Below are 16,315 nucleotides of genomic sequence, written 5' to 3'. Positions count from 1 at the left end.
GCCACTGAGAAGTAACATCGCTTTGAACCAATAGCGCCTCCGACCAGACATTTACCCAGATCGCTCAATGAAAATTCCGGCTCTTCACCTTCAGCGTATCGATATGAAGATCGGGTGTGAACATGTCCCGCGGAACGACCGGCTTTAGCCGATCACGTGAATCCGGCCCACCCCCATGGGCAAACTCGTCGCCTCTCCCGGTCGGCAGCCTGAACTCCGTATCTCGATCGGCAAGGCCAACCAGATCGGCTGAGAGATCGAAGAGTTGCTGGGCGACGAGATGGACCACCTCCCCTTCTCGCTGGATCCGCCCGTTGATCGCCATCATTGAGGATCCCAGTACGATACGCCGACGCTTCTCGAATAGCGACGGCCACACAACGACGTTGGCCGGACCCGTCTCGTCCTCGATGGTGATGAACATCACACCCTTGGCCGATCCCGGCTTCTGCCGCACCAGCACGAGTCCAGCGGTGTAAACCCATCGGCCATCCCGAGCATTCATCGCCTCGGCACAGGTGATGATATTGCGTACCGACAGGCCCTTGCGCAGAAAGGCGACCGGATGCTGGCGCAAAGTCAGCCCGATGTGGCTGTAGTCCTCGATCACGTTGTGGCCGTCGTTCATCTGCCGAAGTGCCACCTCCGGCTCCTGTTGCTCGGCAATTGCTGTTGCCTCACGTTCGGCGGCGGCGGCAAACAGGGGTAACGGCTCGTCGCGCAGCGCCTTGATCGCCCAAAGCGCATCGCGTCGTTCGAGTTTCAGCGATGGCAGAAAGGCGTCGGCCTCCGCGAGTTGAACAAGCGCTTCGGTCGGCACGCTAGACCGGCGCCACATGTCATCGACTGAGGCGAACGGGTTGTTCATGCGCGCTGCAACGATCCGTGCGGCGTCCGCGACAGCCAGCCCTTTCACCTGCCGAAACCCGAGGCGCACAGCATGACGATCGCTGCCTCCAATCCTTTCCAGCGTGCAGTCCCATCGCGAGCGGTTGACGCAGACCGGCCGCACCTCGACGCCATGCTTGATCGCGTCCCCGACGATCTGGGCCGGAGCATAAAATCCCATTGGCTGGCTGTTGAGAAGGGCTGCACAAAAGACGTCGGGGCAATGGCACTTGATGTAGTTCGAAGCGTAGGCAATCAACGCAAAGGAGGCCGCATGACTTTCCGGAAAGCCGTATGAGCCAAAGCCCTCCAACTGCGAAAAGGTCTTTTCGGCGAACTCGGCCGAATATCCGTTCTTGACCATGCCTGACACCAGCTTGTCCTTGAAGCGCGAGACGCCGCCGGTGAACTTGAAGGTCGCCATGGATTTGCGCAGCTGGTCGGCCTCACCACCGGTAAAGCCGGCACAGACCATGGCGACGCGCATCGCTGACTCTTGAAACAGCGGCACGCCAAGTGTCTTGCCGAGCACCGCCTCCAACTCGGGTGTCGGATACTCGACGGGCTCCTTGCCTTCGCGACGACGGAGATAGGGATGCACCATGTCGCCCTGGATTGGGCCCGGCCGCACGATCGCCACCTGAACAACGAGATCGTAGAACGTGCGCGGTTTTAACCGCGGCAGCATCGCCATCTGCGCACGGCTTTCGATCTGGAAGGTGCCGAGCGTGTCAGCCTTGCGGATCATTGCATAGGTCGCCGCATCCTCTTGGCTGATTTTCGAGAGATCAAGATCCTGCCCTTTGTGCTCGCGGATGAGATCAAAAGCCTTGGCCATGCAGGTGAGCATCCCGAGCGCCAAGACATCCACCTTCATGAACTTCAGAGCCTCGACATCGTCCTTGTCCCATTCGATGATCTGCCGGTCTTTCATCGTCGCCGGCTCGATCGGTACAAGATCGTCCAGCCGGTCATGGGTGAGGACAAAGCCGCCGGGGTGCTGGCCGAGATGACGCGGCGCGCCCATCAGCTGCTGTGCCAGTTTCAGGGTGAGCGCTAAGCGCCGGTCGTCCGGGTTGAGATTGAGTTCCCTGATGTTTCGGTCGGGAATTTCTTCCGACCAGGACCACATGCCTGACGACAGCGCCTTGATGACATCTTCAGGCAGGCCAAGCGCCTTGCCGACATCGCGGATTGCGCCCTTGGCCCGGTATCGGGTGACGGTCGCACAAAGTGCCGCCTTCTCCTTGGTATAAGTCTTGTAGATCCACTGGATGACCTCCTCGCGCCGTTCGTGCTCGAAGTCGACATCGATATCCGGCGGCTCGTCGCGTTCCTGGCTGACGAAACGCTCGAAGAGGAGATCATTGGTCGAGGGGTCGATCGATGTGATGCCGAGAATATAGCAGACGGCGCTGTTGGCCGCCGATCCCCTGCCCTGACAGAGAATGCCCTGGCTTCTGGCAAAGCGCACGATCGAAAACACCGTCAGGAAGTACGGCGCGTATTTCATGGTGCGGATGAGATCGAGCTCGTGGCGTACGGTCTTCAACACGTCCGGCGGCAGACCTTCCGGGTACCGGTCCGGCGCACATTCCCAGACATAATGCTCGAGAGACGCCTGGGCGTCCTTGCCCGGAACGATGGCTTCCTCCGGGTACTGGTAGGTCAGCTCCTCAAGCGAGAACTTGCAGCGATGCACGATTTCCAGGGTTCGCGCGAGTGCTTGCGCGTAGCGCGGAAACAGGCGTGCCATTTCCTCCGGTGGCTTGAGGTAGCGGTCGGCGTGGCGTTCGCGCTCGAAACCGACATCGTCGATCGTGGTGTTGTGCCGGATACAGGTAACGATGTCCTGCAATTGCCGCCGGCCCGGCTCATGAAACAGCACATCATTGGTGACGACGGTTCTGACCTTGAACCGAGCCGCCATGTTGGAAATCTCATGCAGCCGCAACTGGTCGTTCGGTCGCCGACGCAGACAGAGAGAGACGTAAGCGCGATCACCAAACAGCTCAGCCATTTTTCGAAGCTGGATCGCGCAAAGATCATCCGGCAGATCCGGCACCAAAATGCCGATCATCCCCTCGGAGTAAGCGACGATATCGTCCCAGTGCAGGATGCAGTTGTTCTTGCCGCCGCGCGATTTGCCCAGCGTGATGAGGCGCGTCAGGCGCGAATAGGCGGATCGGTCCATCGGATAGACCAGCACAGACATCCCATCCGCGAGATCGAGCCGACAGCCGACGACCAGGCGCAGACCCGTGGCGCGAGATGCTTCCAGGGCGCGGACGATCCCGGCCAGCGAATTGCGATCGACGACGCCGAGTGCTTCGATGCCGAGCTGTTTCGCCGTCTCGAACAATTCCTGTGCAGAGGAGGCGCCGCGCAGAAAGGAAAAGTGGGTCGTGACCTGCAGCTCGGCGTAGCTCATGCGAAGATCCCGTGGCAGAACCAGCGATGGGACCCGGTCTCGGGATCCACTCCGTCGCCGGAGCGGAACACCCACAGGCGCTCGCCTGCCTCGTCCTCGATGAGAAAGTAGTCCCGCACCGCCTCCATCTCGGCGTCACGCTGCCACCACTCCCCGAAGATGCGTTCCGGGCCGTCGGCGCGTTTGACCTTACGGCGCTTGCCGCGCCAGACGATGGAAACAGGCGGCCGGTCCGGCATCAGCGCAATCGCCTCGATCAGTTCGGGTCGTGGCAAAAGCCGGACTGGACGGCGCCAATGGCTCACCCAGGCAACAGGGATCGGTTCAGCAACGGGACTGATCCGCCGGACGGAACGTTCCGGCACATCGGATGCAACCGGCGCGACGCGATAGACCCGCTGGCCCCGATTTCCATAGATATCGATGAGCGGTGTCACATCGGTGATGTCATCCTCGACCAGAGCAGAGACTTTCTGCGCCTCCTCCAATGGCTCTACCATGACGGCGACAAGGGTGAGCCTCTCGATCCCGAAACCCGGCTCGATCTTTTCCGTCCGGTCCCGAAACAGTTTCGTCAGCCAGGCAACGTCGCGGGCAGGTTTGGCAGTGCCTGCGCGAATGGCTTGTCTGGTGCCGTCGACCTTCTCGACGATCAGGTCGGCGCGGCGCACCCCAAGGCCGCGCTTCTGAAGCTCATCGACCAGTTGGACGACGAGGCGGCCGACATATTTGTTGATCGTTTCGGCAGCGCCAATTGGTTCAGCGAAGGCTTTCGAGACTTCGACCAGCTCAGGCGTCCGGATTGGCTTGATCGGCTCGGCGATGCGACAGAGCATCTGGTCGAGACGGCGCCCAACCTCCGGCCCAAAGCGCAACGTCAGCGGCGCGCGCGGGGTATTGGCAAGCTCCCCGATCGTCTGAAATCCGAGAATGCGGAGATCGCTGACAATCGTTGCCGGCAGGCGCAGGAGCGATATAGGCAGCTTTTCGACGGCCCGCACTGTCTCACCCGGCGGAATGACAATCGTCTCGCGCTTGATTGCGCGGGCGCAGGCATGGGCTGCACCCCAGCTGTCGGCGACCGCCACGCGGGCAGTCAGCTTCCTGCCCAGAAACTGGTTGGCGATCTTTGTCACCATTGGCAGCTCGCCGCCCTGCAGGTGGTCGGCGCCTTCGGTGTCCATCACGATGCCGTCGATCCCGTCAATCGCGACGATCGGCGAATAGATTGTTAGTGCCCACAGTGTGATGCGTTCGAGGGCTACCCGATCGGCTTCGATATCCGCGTCGACCATCATCAGGCCATGAAACAGCGACTGCGCCTTTGCCGCCGGCATGCCGACATGCACGCCTGCCACCCGGGCAGCCGGGTCGGCAGCCGAAACCCATCGCTTCGACCCGCTTCTTGCGATCACGGCAATTGGCTGTTCAGGCGAAATGGAGGGATCCGCCCGCCGAATACGATCCGTCGGCAGATCCGGAAGATAGATCGAGACGACCCTTGTCATCACACGCCCTCACGAGAAACTCAGCACACTCACCCGCTTTCACGCGCATCAATTCAAGAAACCATTGAGGCCTGCCCACCCCCGGTACCGGCAGCTCTTCCGATGGCATCACACTGACCCGCCATCTGGTTGTTGACGCCGTCGGCTGGCCAAAATCATTCGCCTCGGTCTGCCGTCGCCATCGCCGGACGGCAAGAGCCATCGTCCCGGTTCGCTCGGCGGCTAGCTGCAATCGGCGGGAACTGACCATCGGCAGGCGGACAAGTTCGCCGACGACCGCTCCGAGACCGCCGAACGACAGTCCCTCCTCCATATTGGCCAGAACATCCTCTTCCCTGTCGGACTCGACAAAAATCACCCGGTCGGGATGGAGGCCCACCTGGGCAAGCGCCGGAAAGAATAGATCCGGTCGGGTCAAACACCAAACGACGGGGCCTTTGGTTCGCGCGGCAATGCCGGCCACACAGAGTGCCGCCGCCGCGCCATCAACAGTACCGGAACCGCCGCCCGCGAACTCATGCAGCGCTCCATGGGCGAGACCACCGCCCGGCAGGACCGCATCGATCTCCGACAGACCGAAGGGCAGACAGCCGGCACGTCTGGCCTGCGCACCCTCCATTGATGCGATGCGCTCGCGCAGATTGGCGATCACATCGGAAACCTCCTCAGGGGCCCTCGTGGCACGGGCAGCATTCATCGTTCACGGCTCCCTTCAAGGTCGCGTTGGCGGGATCGACATCATGTCGGGCGGGCGATATGTTCACTATCTGTTCTTGTGCCAGCAAAGAGTCAAGACACATTGAGCGTAGGAATATTCGCCTAGCATTAGCGATCTTGAAGATTGCGAACGGAATCAATCGCGTAAGGCCGAAAAGAATTTTTGGCGCAGTTTCCGGGCGTTTGGGCCCTGCCGGTGGATAGCGGGGAAAGAAGTCAGTTCGTCGCAATGTTCTTAAGCTTTTTGTGCTGCACTTCAGCCATGACAAAGCCTCCCAGGTCAAACCCACCTAGAACAAAGCCGCTTCTTCGTGACGGCGAAGCTCCGATCCGCTCGAAGCCACGCAGGAAACGCAATCCGGCACAGCCACAGCTGCTTTTCGATCCCATGCCCGATCGGGTTGAGCCAGCGCTGGCTGAGCTGAAGGCACATCCGCCAAAAGGTGATCAGTGGAGCTGGGAGCTGAAATGGGACGGCTATCGCCTGGCGGTCCATATCGAGCCGCAAGGTGTGCGCATCCTTACACGTGGTGGCCATGATTGGACGCATCGCTTTCCTGATATAGCAGAGGCCGCTCGGGCGCTCGGGCCGGCGACGATGATCATCGATGGCGAGGCGGTGGTGCTTGACCAAGAAGGGCGACCGGATTTTGAGCTGCTGCAGCAATCGCTCGGCGCTTCTGGAAAGGCCGCTGGCAACCGCGCCTCGGACGCCATTCTCTACGCCTTCGATCTAATTTATCTCGACGGCCATGATCTGCGCGGGATCGAATACCGCTCGCGCCGGCATCTTCTTGAGGATACGCTCACCGAGAAAGATGGCGCCATCCGTCTTTCGGAGACGTTCGACGCGGATCCCGCTGTCCTGCTTGAGAACGTTTGCCGCCTTGGTCTCGAAGGCATCGTCGGCAAGAACCTCGATCAGCCCTATCGCTCCGGCCGCACCGGCGACTGGGTGAAGGTCAAATGCGTTGAGAGCGAAGCCTTCATGATCGTCGGCTATGAGCCATCCACGGCGTCGCTTGGCGGCTTCGGGTCTCTCGTGCTTGCCGCCTACCGCGACCATGATCTTGTTCATGTTGGGAGCGTCGGCACGGGCTTCAAGCAAGCCGAGATGGATAGGCTGCGCAAGACGCTCGACAATCTGCGCTGGAAGCAAAAGCAGCCACCTGTGTCCTTCGCCGGGAAAGCTGACATCGTCTGGGTCGCGCCGACCTTGATCGCCGAGATCGAGTTTCGGGCCTGGACCGGAGACGGCAAACTGCGGCATCCATCCTACAAGGGCTTGCGGGAACGTCAGGACAATGCCGACGTCTTCACGCTCGACTAGCGAAATCGGTATCGTCCGTTAGATTGTCTTCCACGACCTTGCGAACGTGGATGGCGTTGGATGTGCAATCTCTACCGGATGGAAGACAAGGACTGGGTCGCGAAGTGGGCCCAGGATGCCGAAAGCCTGATCAATCTGATGCCGGCCTATCAGATGAACCCCGACCAGATGGGGCCGGTCGTCCGCAACACGGCTGACGGAAGAAAGCAGCTCGTGCATGCGCGCTGGGGCCTGCCATCGCCGATTTTCGTGCAAAAGAAGGCTGCGGAAGCTCGGGCGGAGAAACTGAGAGCCAAGGGTCAGGCAGTCGAAATGGACGAGCTCATCCGCATGGAACCGGACCGGGGCGTGACCAATGTCCGCAAGCTTAACCTTCCCCACTGGACACGATGGTTTGGCATCGAGCATCGATGCCTGGTCCCGGTCACAAGCTTTGCCGAACCGGATCCGGCAAGCCAGGAAACCGGCGGCAAGGTACCCAATACCTGGTTTGCCCGCGATGAGGCGAAATCGCTGATGTTCTTTGCGGGCATTCATGTGCCGCAGTGGAAAAGCGTGCGGAAGGTCAGGGACGGCCTGACCACTGACGACCTCTATGGGTTTCTCACCACGGATCCCAACGATCTCGTCAAGCCCATCCACGAGAAGGCCATGCCGGTACTGTTGCTGACAAAGGAAGAAACCGACATCTGGATGCGGGCGCCTTGGGACGAGGCAAAGCACCTCGCTCGACCACTACAGAATGATGCGCTCATCATTTCTTCACGCGAACCATACGGATCTACGATCGTGTCGAAATCCGGAGAGCCGGTGGAACAGGGTAGTCTGCTTTGACGCCTGATCTCAGACCACGAATCTGTCGTAAAACGAAAAAGCCTGCAGCGGGAGGAGGTGCGGCAGGCTTTTCGAAAGAATTGAACAACGGCTGGGAGGAGGAGTGCCGCTGTTCCGTCAGACGTCCCTTGGGAGGAGGGGTGGGTCGCCTGAAACACGAAGCCCTGCGGGAGGAGGTGCATTGCTTCGATGCCCTGAGGATACCAGAGGCTTCTTTGATCGCCAGCATTCAGATCGCAATGCAGCCATGCGTATGCTGCATTGCAACATAAATCTTTTGCTTATTTTTCGGCCACTATGATGAAGGCACAGCTTTCTGCGTACTCGGCTCAAAGCCGAGAACGAACTCGATCACCTTGGTGGATGACATTTCGCACGGCTTCAGCAGCGAGCCTGATGCAGCCAATCGATAGAAGTTGAAGCTGATGATATCTGTTCCGCCAAGCTCCTCGCCATAGAGCCAAGTCCGCTTTCCGTCCTCCGACCGCTTGACGGTCACGCCCCATGCTCGACCACCGAAATTCCCGTGAATATAGCCGTCAGATAGTCTGGCAAGCGCGGCTTCAAATGAGGCAGAAACAGCAGACGCTTCTTTGCTGGAGGTCAGGGCGCCAGGCATTCGTCACAAATCCCACAGCCATCGTCATCCATGCTCGATGCCGGGCGCAACTTTCGACAGCAGGGACAGATTGCTGCGTCCGGAGTGCAGGTGTCTTCCCGTTCCGGCGGAAGAATTTCGATGCACACCTTCGACACCATATCGGCCGCGCTTTGATCCATGGCGATGCTCCAATTCAGGCCCATACCAGAGATAGTGAGCATCGACGCCTGCACAAGCCGGCAGGTTGCTGCCAGGAGCGTGCCGATCCCAGCCATATCGTCGAGCGACCTTCTTGACGATCTCCTTGCGACCTTGTTCATTCCTGTCATGTTCAAGCCCGCAAACGCCGTGCAGATCAAAGTTTCCATCGACGAGATCCAGCCGCAAGTCTGGCGTCGGTTAGTCCTGCCCATCGACTGGAATCTTCAGCACCTGCATCTCGGAATTCAGGCTGCCTTCAACTGGTGGAACTATCATCTCTACGAGTTTCGGATTGGTGGTCTACGCTATGGTGATATCGAGGTCCTCACAGAGGACGCGACCGACGACGATCCTCGCGTCTTCGATCAGACAGAGGTTCGCTTGCTGGACTTTGAAGAAGGTTCTGTCTTCAGCTATAACTATGATTTCGGGGATGGCTGGCGGCACACCGTTGCGGTCGAGGAATTCCTGACACTCGCGCCTTCGCCAAAACAGGGAAGCTGCATTGCTGGCGAAAGGGCGCGGCCACCCGAAGATGTTGGCGGCGTTTCCGGCTATGAGCGCTTCCTGGAGATCATCGCCGACAAGGAAGATCCGGAATATACTGAAACTATCCGGTGGTGCGGCGGCTACTTCGATCCGGAATGGCTCGATCTTGCGGTGGTGGACAAGGATCTCCGCAACGCTTTGCGCTCGTCAAACGGCGCCTGTACCAACCAAAACCCAAACCCATGTCCACGAAATGAATTGGATGAGGTTCAAGATAGACGCCTTGAAGGGATATGAACCAACGACCCGCCAGAATTTCGGATGCAAGGCGGTAAATAAATCAGCCAGATCAAGCATCTGGTCTGCTATGGGCTGTCCGGAAGGGGACCGCAACCTGTCAGGCCGTTTGTTGGAGTGCAGCGGGTAAAGCAAACGTTCCGCGTTGAGAGCGGCTCGCTCACGCTCCTCAGGGGCCATTTGCGACAACCCTCGATGCTGCGCTAGAGCTTCGCCGAAGCGACCATTCGCATACTTGCTCGCTTTATGATCTTCAGTCGGGCATCAGGAAATAGAATTCCTAGGTGCAAACGGACAACCGGCGCGATAGGTAATGAAGAACAAGACCGTTTATGAGTTCCTGGCCCCATGTCCGATATTTCCAATCTAATCCTGTCCCTGACACCCGAAGATGGCTCCACCATTGGCAACGGGGCGATGCTTGCGCTGCTGCGCGAGCACATGCCGGACCTTGCCGAAGACGACTACATCGCCGCGCGCGATGCGCTGATCGATGAGGGCGTGCTGGGGAGTGGCCAGGGACGTGGCGGGTCGATCTTCCGTGTCACGGATGAACCGGACGATGATAAAGACGACCTAGACGAGGATGAGAGTGACGAGGACGACCAGTTCGAACTGATCCACACCGAAGAGGCCGCCTCGCGTCAGCGAAGGGCCAAGGCCGGGAAGAAGGTCGCGCGCAGGGCGGACGGGCTCGTGGAGGTGCTGTCCTACCGCCACGGCGAGACGCGGGTGAACAACCCCGAGGTCGGGATGGTCCATGCCGGTACAGATCCAGATGGCGACAAGACGGTCTGGGCCTATGACCCGCATCTCGACCCGGTGCTGAATTTTGACTCTGCGCGCGCGGGAATCGAGAAGCTGATCGACGACGCGCTGGCCAGCGAAGATCCCGAGCGGATGGAGGACGCGCTGCGGGAACTGAAGCGGCTGCAGGCGCCCTATTTGAACTGGACTGGCAAGGCAGAGCGATTGAGCTTCGAGGTCGATACCGTCTCGCTCCATGTCCATGAACGGGTGGACCCGGCGACGATCCTCGCCAATGCGGCGAAGCGGCTGAAGGGCAAGGATGCGCCGACCCAGTGGCGGCAGCCGGACCTGTTCGCCGCACCGTTCGAGAACCTGCCGCTGCGCCAAGCACTGGATTTCTATCACCATGAAAAGGGCTGGTCGAACCGGCTGGTGGCGGGCGACAGCCTTCTGGTCATGAACTCGCTTCTGGCCAAGGAGAGCATGCGCGGCAAGGTGCAGATGATCTACATCGATCCGCCCTATGGCATCAAATACGGATCAAACTTCCAGCCCTTCACGAACAAAAGAAAGCTGTCAGACTCGGATAAAGATGAGGACCTCAACCAAGAACCCGAGATGATCAAGGCCTTTCGGGACACGTGGGAACTCGGCATCCATTCATACCTCACCTATTTGCGTGACCGCTTAATATTGGCAAGAGAGCTGCTGAACGATAGTGGAGCAGTCTTCGTGCAGATATCTGATGAGAATGTACATTTGGTCAGGGGAGTGCTTGACGAAATATTCGGCGTTACAAATTTTGTCTCGCAGATATCATTCTCGAAAACAGGATCTGTGACTGGCAGCCACCTCGGAAAGGTTTGCGACATCCTGTTGTTTTACGCGAAGAACAAAGATCGCCTGAAGTACCGAACTCTCTATGAAAAAAAGCCGGATATGGATGGCGACTATTCTGAAGACCCGCTGAAATCGGATGGCTTCAGAAGTACGACCACCTGCCCATACAATTTCATGGGAAAGAGCTGGCCGTGCGGCGCGAATGAACATTGGAAGGTGCCGATCGAAGGACTTGATCGCGCGGCTAAAGCTGGGCGGATAGTTCCGAAAACTACGTCGCTTCGTTTGAAGAAATTTGCGACTGATTTCGAATACAAGGTGTTTCACTCAGTTTGGCTTGGGTTTGGTGGCGCATCCAACATGCAATACGTCGTCGAAACCAACACCCGCATTGTAGAGCGCTGCATATTGATGACGACAGATCCAGGTGATCTAGTGTTAGATATTACCTGCGGCTCCGGAACTACGGCGTTTACAGCTGAAAAATGGGGGCGCCGCTGGATCACTTGCGATACCTCACGTATTGCCATCACGCTCGCAAAGCAGCGGCTGATGACTGCCAGCTTTGACTACTACATTCTAAAATACCCGCACGAAGGATTGAAGGGCGGATTTGATCATGAAACTGCAAAGCGCATTAGCCTGGGGTCGATTGGCAGCAATACGGATATCGACAAGATATTTGATGAAGACCATCCCAAAATCGCCGCGGCGCTGGCCGATCTGATCAGTGCGCTGGCCGCCACTCCACCAAAGCCACTCAAGCCCAGCCAAGGCGTGCGCAAGGGTGAGCCAGTAGACTTCGCCAAAGGTGACACCCTGCACGAATGGGAAGTGCCGTTAGACTGGCCCGACGCATGGCCCGATACAGCCCGTGCGCCCTTCGAAAGCTTCCACAAAGCCCGGCAGGCGATGCTGCGCCGCATGGACCAGAGCATAAGTGACCACGCCGAGCAGGAAACGCTTTACGACAAGCCGCGCATCGACAAATCCAAATTGCGCATCTGCGGGCCATTCTCAGTCGAGGCGGTGCCGGCGCCTACCGTCCTGTCGCTGGACGACAGCTTGCCCCCACAAGAGGCCGACGAAACCGTCGCCCGCTCCGGCGAGACGTCGCGCCAAGCGCTCTGGCGCGACGAACTGCTGAAGACCGGCGTGCGTGGCAAGGGCGGCGCCATGCTCCGCTTCGCCGAATTCGAGACGCTGCCGGGGCTGAAACACATACACGCCAGCGGATTGCTGGCCGAGACGGGCGAACGCGTCGTCGTCAGCTTCGGCCCCGAGCACGCGGCGCTGGAGCAGCGGCAGGTGGAACTGGCGCTGACCGAAGCCGAGACCCTGCGCCCGTCGCCGAAATTCATCCTATTCTGCGCCTTCACCTTTGACCCTGAGGCTGCGAAAGACATCGCCGAGGTGAACTGGCCGGGCGTAACGCTGCTCAAGGCGCAGATGAACACCGACCTTTTGACCGAAGACTTGAAGAAGGGCCGCAGTTCCAACCAGTCCTTCTGGCTGATGGGCCAGCCCGATGTGGACCTGCGCAAGCGCAAGGACGGGCTGTGGGAGGTTCAGGTCAACGGTTTCGACTATTTCGATCCGCGCAAGGGCGATCTGGTCTCGGGCGGCACCAAGCAGATCGCCATGTGGTCGCTTGACGTGGATTACGACAACCGATCCTTGATGCCGCATCAGGTGTTCTTCCCGATAGCGGATGCGAAGGGCGGCTGGAACCGCCTGCGCAAAACCGTGAGGGCAGAGCTGGACGAAGACCTGCTGGAGCAGTTCCACGGCACCGTCTCGCTGCCCTTCGAAGCGGGCGAGAACCGACGCATCGCGGTCAAGATCGTGGACGACCGCGGGATCGAGTCGCTCAAGATCATGTCGCTGGAGGGATAAGCCCATGTCCCTCATCATCAATTCGCCCTTCGTTTGCCCGGCGCAGCATTGGGTCGAGGCCAAGGGCGGCAAGCTGGAGATCAAGCCCGAGCGGCGGCCGGCAAGCTACGAGGTCTTTGACGCGCGCAACAACACCAAACGCACAGAGGTGCTGGATCTGGTGAACACGATCCGCATCCGCGTGGATCAGTGGCGCGAAGACGGCTGGCCCGGCGTGACCATCGTCACCCGCAAGCTGTTGGAGCACTGGCACGACCACGAAGCGCGACAGCATCCGTTCTATTTCTGCCAGCTTGAGGCCATCGAGACGCTGATCTGGTGGGTCGAGGGTGCGGCAGGCTACAAGCAGGGCATCGCGATCCCCGGCGATGGCGGAGTATGGGAGCGTCTCTGCAACAAGATGGCGACGGGCGCGGGAAAGACCACGGTGATGGCGATGATCATCACCTGGCAGGTGCTGAACGCGCTGACCTATCCGAAGCGGAACAAGGATTTCAGCCGTGCGGTGTTCATCGTGGCGCCCGGCCTAACCGTGAAGGAACGGCTGCAGGTGCTATTGCCCAGCGAGGGCAGCTATTACGACGAGTTCAACCTGTGCCCGTCCGAGGCCCTGCGCCAGAAACTGAACCAGGCGGAGGTGATGATCGAGAACTGGCACACGCTAATGCCGCTGAAGGAAGCGGACCGCTCGGTGGTGAAGAAGGGGCGCGAATCCGACGAAGCCTTCACACGGCGCGTGCTGGGCAAGCTGGCGGCGCACAAGGACATCATCGTCATCAACGACGAGGCACACCACGCCTATCGCAAGCCGCCCGAGGTGAAGATCAGCAAGAAGCATGCCGAGGAGCATGGCATCGACCTCGACGAGGCAACGCGCTGGATCGAGGGGCTCGACCGCATCCACAAGACCCGGCGCATCCAGCGCTGCTTCGACCTGTCGGCAACGCCCTTCGCGCCGACGGGTAAGAAGAGCACCGATACTGCGCTGTTCGACTGGATCATCTCGGATTTCGGCCTAAACGACGCGATCGAGGCCGGGCTGGTGAAGACCCCGCGCGTGGTGGTCAGGGACGATGCGGTTCCGGATGCTAAGACGCTGCGCTCGAAACTCTACCACATTTACCGCGACCCGACCGTTTCCGAAGATCTGAACCGCAAGGCCGAAGCGCATGAAGCGCTGCCGAAGCTGGTCCAGGACGCCTATACGCTGCTCGGCGCCGACTGGCGGGAAACTCGGGCGCAATGGCAGGAGGCCGGGCATCATTCCCCGCCGGTCATGCTGACGGTCTGCAACCGCACCGAAACCGCAGCCCGCATCGAGACCTATTTCAACAAGGGCGATGCGCACTGGCCGGAATTGCACGCACCGACCCGAACGCTCCGGGTCGATTCCAAGGTGCTGGAGAAGGCTGAGATCGGCGAGACCGCGACCTCCGACAAGGATTACGAGGCGCGGCTGAAGGCAATCATCGACGCTGCGACCATCCCCGAGACCCGCCGCCAGCAGTTCCGCGCCCTGAAGAAGGAAGAACTGCTGCGTGAGATCGTGGACAACGTCGGAAAGCGGGATGGGGCCGGACAGGATCTGCAGAACGTCATATCGGTTGCGATGCTGTCGGAGGGATGGGACGCCAAGAACGTCACGCACATCATGGGTCTCCGGGCCTTCACCTCGCAGCTGCTCTGCGAACAGGTCGTCGGGCGCGGATTGCGTCGGGTGTCCTATGACACGGACGAGAATGGCCTGTTCCTGCCCGAATACGTCAACGTTTTCGGTGTGCCGCTTTCCATTTCGGAAACAGGCGAAGGCGGGGAAGCTCCACCGCCTCCGAAACCGACCACTCAGATCGAAGTCCTGCCCGAGCGGGCCCACCTGGAACTTCGCTGGCCGAACGTGCTGCGGGTTGAAACGGTCGTGAGACCACAACTTGCCATGGACTGGGGCAAGGTAACACCGCTCGTGCTCGACCCTGCCAGCACGCCAATCAGCGCGGAATTGGCCCCCGCGCTCGGCGGCGCGACCGACATGGGCAAGGTGACAGCCATCGACCTCGAGAAACTGCCTGACGGCTTTCGTCTGCAACGTCTCGTCTTTCAGGCAGCACGGAAGGCCTTCGCCGAACTCAGCCACGGTTTTTCGGGTAACTACGAGTATCTCGCAGCGCAGCTGGTCAAGATCGTTGAGGCGTTCCTCAACTCCGACCGCCTCGACATCCCGTCGCTGTTCCACTCCGACCCGCTTCGGCGGCGGATTCTGATCGCACTCAACATCGACCTCGTCGTTCAGCATGTGCTGAGCAACGTGACAGAGCAGAACACGGAACGTCTGACGCCGGTGTTCGACGAGGAAAACCCGATCGGCGCCACCGGCCAGATGCGGACCTGGTACACCACCAAGCCGTGCTTTCCGACAACCAAGTCGCATATCAGCCACCTGGTTGGGGATTCATCCTGGGAGGGACATGCAGCGAACATCTTCGAGAAGCGCGACGACGTCATCGCTTATGCCAAGAACGATCATCTCGGCTTCCAGATCTACTACATGTGGGCGGGTTCGCGGCGACGCTATGTTCCGGACTTCCTTGTGCGCCTCACAGGTGGGACGATGCTGGCGCTGGAAGTCAAGGGCACTGACAGCCCTCAGGACAAGGCAAAAAGGCTCGCGCTCGACGAGTGGATCGGGGCAATCAATGCTTCAGGTGGCTTCGGTCGCTGGGATTGGGACGTAGCGTTCGCGCCCCATCAGATTGAGGACATTATCCGTAGGACAGCGGGCCATCGGTTTGCCGCACATTCCCTAGTCAGGCTGCGGCGTGCTTTCACGGCCGCGAGAATCGATATTCCCGCAGGCACAGAAGGAGTCATCGTCGATAGCTATCCGTCGCGAGATGCATACGAGGTTGAGGTTTCGCTTGCCCCGGCTTTGACAGTAACGGTCTTCGGGAGTGATCTGGAGCCGATCGATGCATGACACCCCGCCTTGGCAGCCATTGGGCGAGCAATCGTGGATTGAGAACCCCCAAGACCTTCGCATTGCCGACAATAAGGTCGCTGACTACCTTCTCAACAACAACCATTCAATAGGAGCAGCGAAGGCCAAATTTTTTGAAGGCGTTGGCCACAAACGTGAAGACATTGAGTCATTTAAGGAAACGATGCGAGAGCACGCTGCTTGCAATCCTGTCGCTTCAGTAGAGAAACATGCCTTCGGAATGAAGCTAGTCGTTGACTGCTTTGTCGGGATGCCGAATGGCCGCAGTTATTGCATTAGGACGGTTTGGAATGATCACGGAGACGGCCTACCACCTATTTTGATTACCGCGCATCCAATCGATTTAGCCTAAGCAGGCGCTATTTCGGGACGAGGAATCAAACCAACATCCACGCTGGGTGACTCGAATGAGTGCGCAATGGAGACCAATGACTAGGCGGGACCTCAAGGGTTCCATCTGGCTGAACAAACTGCCATTCACTGACGGAAGCATACGGGCGTAATGAACCTATAGAAACAGACAGAGATTACTGAAACGAAC

At 59.3% G+C, this 16,315-nt stretch carries 10 protein-coding genes; 6 read left to right on the top strand and 4 right to left on the bottom strand.

Translation table 11 applies throughout. The features are described 5' to 3' along the window. Positions 1 to 64 precede the first annotated feature (64 nt). From K6N12_RS31110 to K6N12_RS31100, 3 genes are read right to left on the bottom strand one after another with little or no spacing between them, the layout of a single operon-like run. A complete protein-coding gene (locus K6N12_RS31110) occupies positions 65 to 3,319 on the bottom strand; it encodes an error-prone DNA polymerase (RefSeq protein WP_004680467.1) in 3,255 nt (1,084 codons plus the stop codon). Beyond that, positions 3,316 to 4,827, bottom strand: coding sequence for a Y-family DNA polymerase (locus K6N12_RS31105; protein WP_004680468.1), 1,512 nt, complete (start codon positions 4,825 to 4,827; stop codon positions 3,316 to 3,318). The genes K6N12_RS31110 and K6N12_RS31105 overlap by 4 nt, the downstream gene beginning before the upstream one ends. Next, positions 4,748 to 5,524, bottom strand: a complete 777-nt coding sequence (locus tag K6N12_RS31100; RefSeq protein ID WP_004680469.1) for an ImuA family protein — start codon at positions 5,522 to 5,524, stop codon at positions 4,748 to 4,750. The genes K6N12_RS31105 and K6N12_RS31100 overlap by 80 nt, the downstream gene beginning before the upstream one ends. Positions 5,525 to 5,806: 282 nt before the next feature. Here K6N12_RS31100 and ligD point away from each other — a divergent pair, with 282 nt between their 5' ends. Together ligD and K6N12_RS31090 are read left to right on the top strand one after the other, a co-directional pair. After that, positions 5,807 to 6,874 (top strand): non-homologous end-joining DNA ligase, encoded by a 1,068-nt coding sequence (ligD, locus tag K6N12_RS31095; RefSeq protein ID WP_018247130.1) that lies wholly within the window; start codon positions 5,807 to 5,809, stop codon positions 6,872 to 6,874. A gap of 60 nt (positions 6,875 to 6,934) precedes the next feature. Continuing rightward, complete coding sequence (locus K6N12_RS31090) at positions 6,935 to 7,708, top strand: SOS response-associated peptidase family protein (protein ID WP_010031308.1); 774 nt, start codon at positions 6,935 to 6,937, stop codon at positions 7,706 to 7,708. A 295-nt stretch (positions 7,709 to 8,003) separates the two neighbouring features. Here the strand turns inward: K6N12_RS31090 and K6N12_RS31085 are convergent, their stop codons facing one another. Further along, positions 8,004 to 8,327 carry a hypothetical protein gene (locus K6N12_RS31085; RefSeq protein ID WP_004680472.1) on the bottom strand — a complete coding sequence of 108 codons (324 nt, stop codon included), beginning with the start codon at positions 8,325 to 8,327 and terminating at the stop codon, positions 8,004 to 8,006. A 195-nt stretch (positions 8,328 to 8,522) separates the two neighbouring features. Here K6N12_RS31085 and K6N12_RS31080 point away from each other — a divergent pair, with 195 nt between their 5' ends. From K6N12_RS31080 to K6N12_RS31065, 4 genes are all read left to right on the top strand, one after another. Beyond that, a complete protein-coding gene (locus tag K6N12_RS31080) occupies positions 8,523 to 9,296 on the top strand; it encodes a plasmid pRiA4b ORF-3 family protein (RefSeq protein ID WP_244414447.1) in 774 nt (257 codons plus the stop codon). Between the two features lie 348 nt (positions 9,297 to 9,644). Beyond that, positions 9,645 to 12,782: a site-specific DNA-methyltransferase gene (locus K6N12_RS31075; protein ID WP_004680475.1), complete on the top strand. Its 3,138-nt coding sequence runs from the start codon at positions 9,645 to 9,647 to the stop codon at positions 12,780 to 12,782. Positions 12,783 to 12,786: 4 nt separating this feature from the next. Then, complete coding sequence (locus K6N12_RS31070; protein WP_004680476.1) at positions 12,787 to 15,753, top strand: BPTD_3080 family restriction endonuclease; 2,967 nt, start codon at positions 12,787 to 12,789, stop codon at positions 15,751 to 15,753. Further along, a complete protein-coding gene (locus tag K6N12_RS31065; protein ID WP_004680477.1) occupies positions 15,746 to 16,126 on the top strand; it encodes a DUF6883 domain-containing protein in 381 nt (126 codons plus the stop codon). The genes K6N12_RS31070 and K6N12_RS31065 overlap by 8 nt, the downstream gene beginning before the upstream one ends. The last annotated feature ends 189 nt before the right edge of the window (positions 16,127 to 16,315 follow it).

Origin of the sequence: Rhizobium redzepovicii, from assembly GCF_019793435.1 — a bacterium.
Lineage (GTDB): Bacteria > Pseudomonadota > Alphaproteobacteria > Rhizobiales > Rhizobiaceae > Rhizobium > Rhizobium redzepovicii.
This window is presented reverse-complemented; position numbering and strand designations above follow the sequence as displayed.

What these genes read in the sequence shown, in the direction of transcription:
- K6N12_RS31105 (WP_004680468.1), bottom strand. Translation starts at nt 4,827, where the DNA reads ATGACAAGGGTCGTCTCGATCTATCTTCCGGATCTGCCGACGGATCGT.
- ligD (WP_018247130.1), top strand. Translation starts at nt 5,807, where the DNA reads ATGACAAAGCCTCCCAGGTCAAACCCACCTAGAACAAAGCCGCTTCTT.
- K6N12_RS31110 (WP_004680467.1), bottom strand. Translation starts at nt 3,319, where the DNA reads ATGAGCTACGCCGAGCTGCAGGTCACGACCCACTTTTCCTTTCTGCGC.
- K6N12_RS31070 (WP_004680476.1), top strand. Translation starts at nt 12,787, where the DNA reads ATGTCCCTCATCATCAATTCGCCCTTCGTTTGCCCGGCGCAGCATTGG.
- K6N12_RS31100 (WP_004680469.1), bottom strand. Translation starts at nt 5,524, where the DNA reads ATGAATGCTGCCCGTGCCACGAGGGCCCCTGAGGAGGTTTCCGATGTG.
- K6N12_RS31090 (WP_010031308.1), top strand. Translation starts at nt 6,935, where the DNA reads ATGTGCAATCTCTACCGGATGGAAGACAAGGACTGGGTCGCGAAGTGG.
- K6N12_RS31075 (WP_004680475.1), top strand. Translation starts at nt 9,645, where the DNA reads ATGTCCGATATTTCCAATCTAATCCTGTCCCTGACACCCGAAGATGGC.
- K6N12_RS31085 (WP_004680472.1), bottom strand. Translation starts at nt 8,327, where the DNA reads ATGCCTGGCGCCCTGACCTCCAGCAAAGAAGCGTCTGCTGTTTCTGCC.
- K6N12_RS31065 (WP_004680477.1), top strand. Translation starts at nt 15,746, where the DNA reads ATGCATGACACCCCGCCTTGGCAGCCATTGGGCGAGCAATCGTGGATT.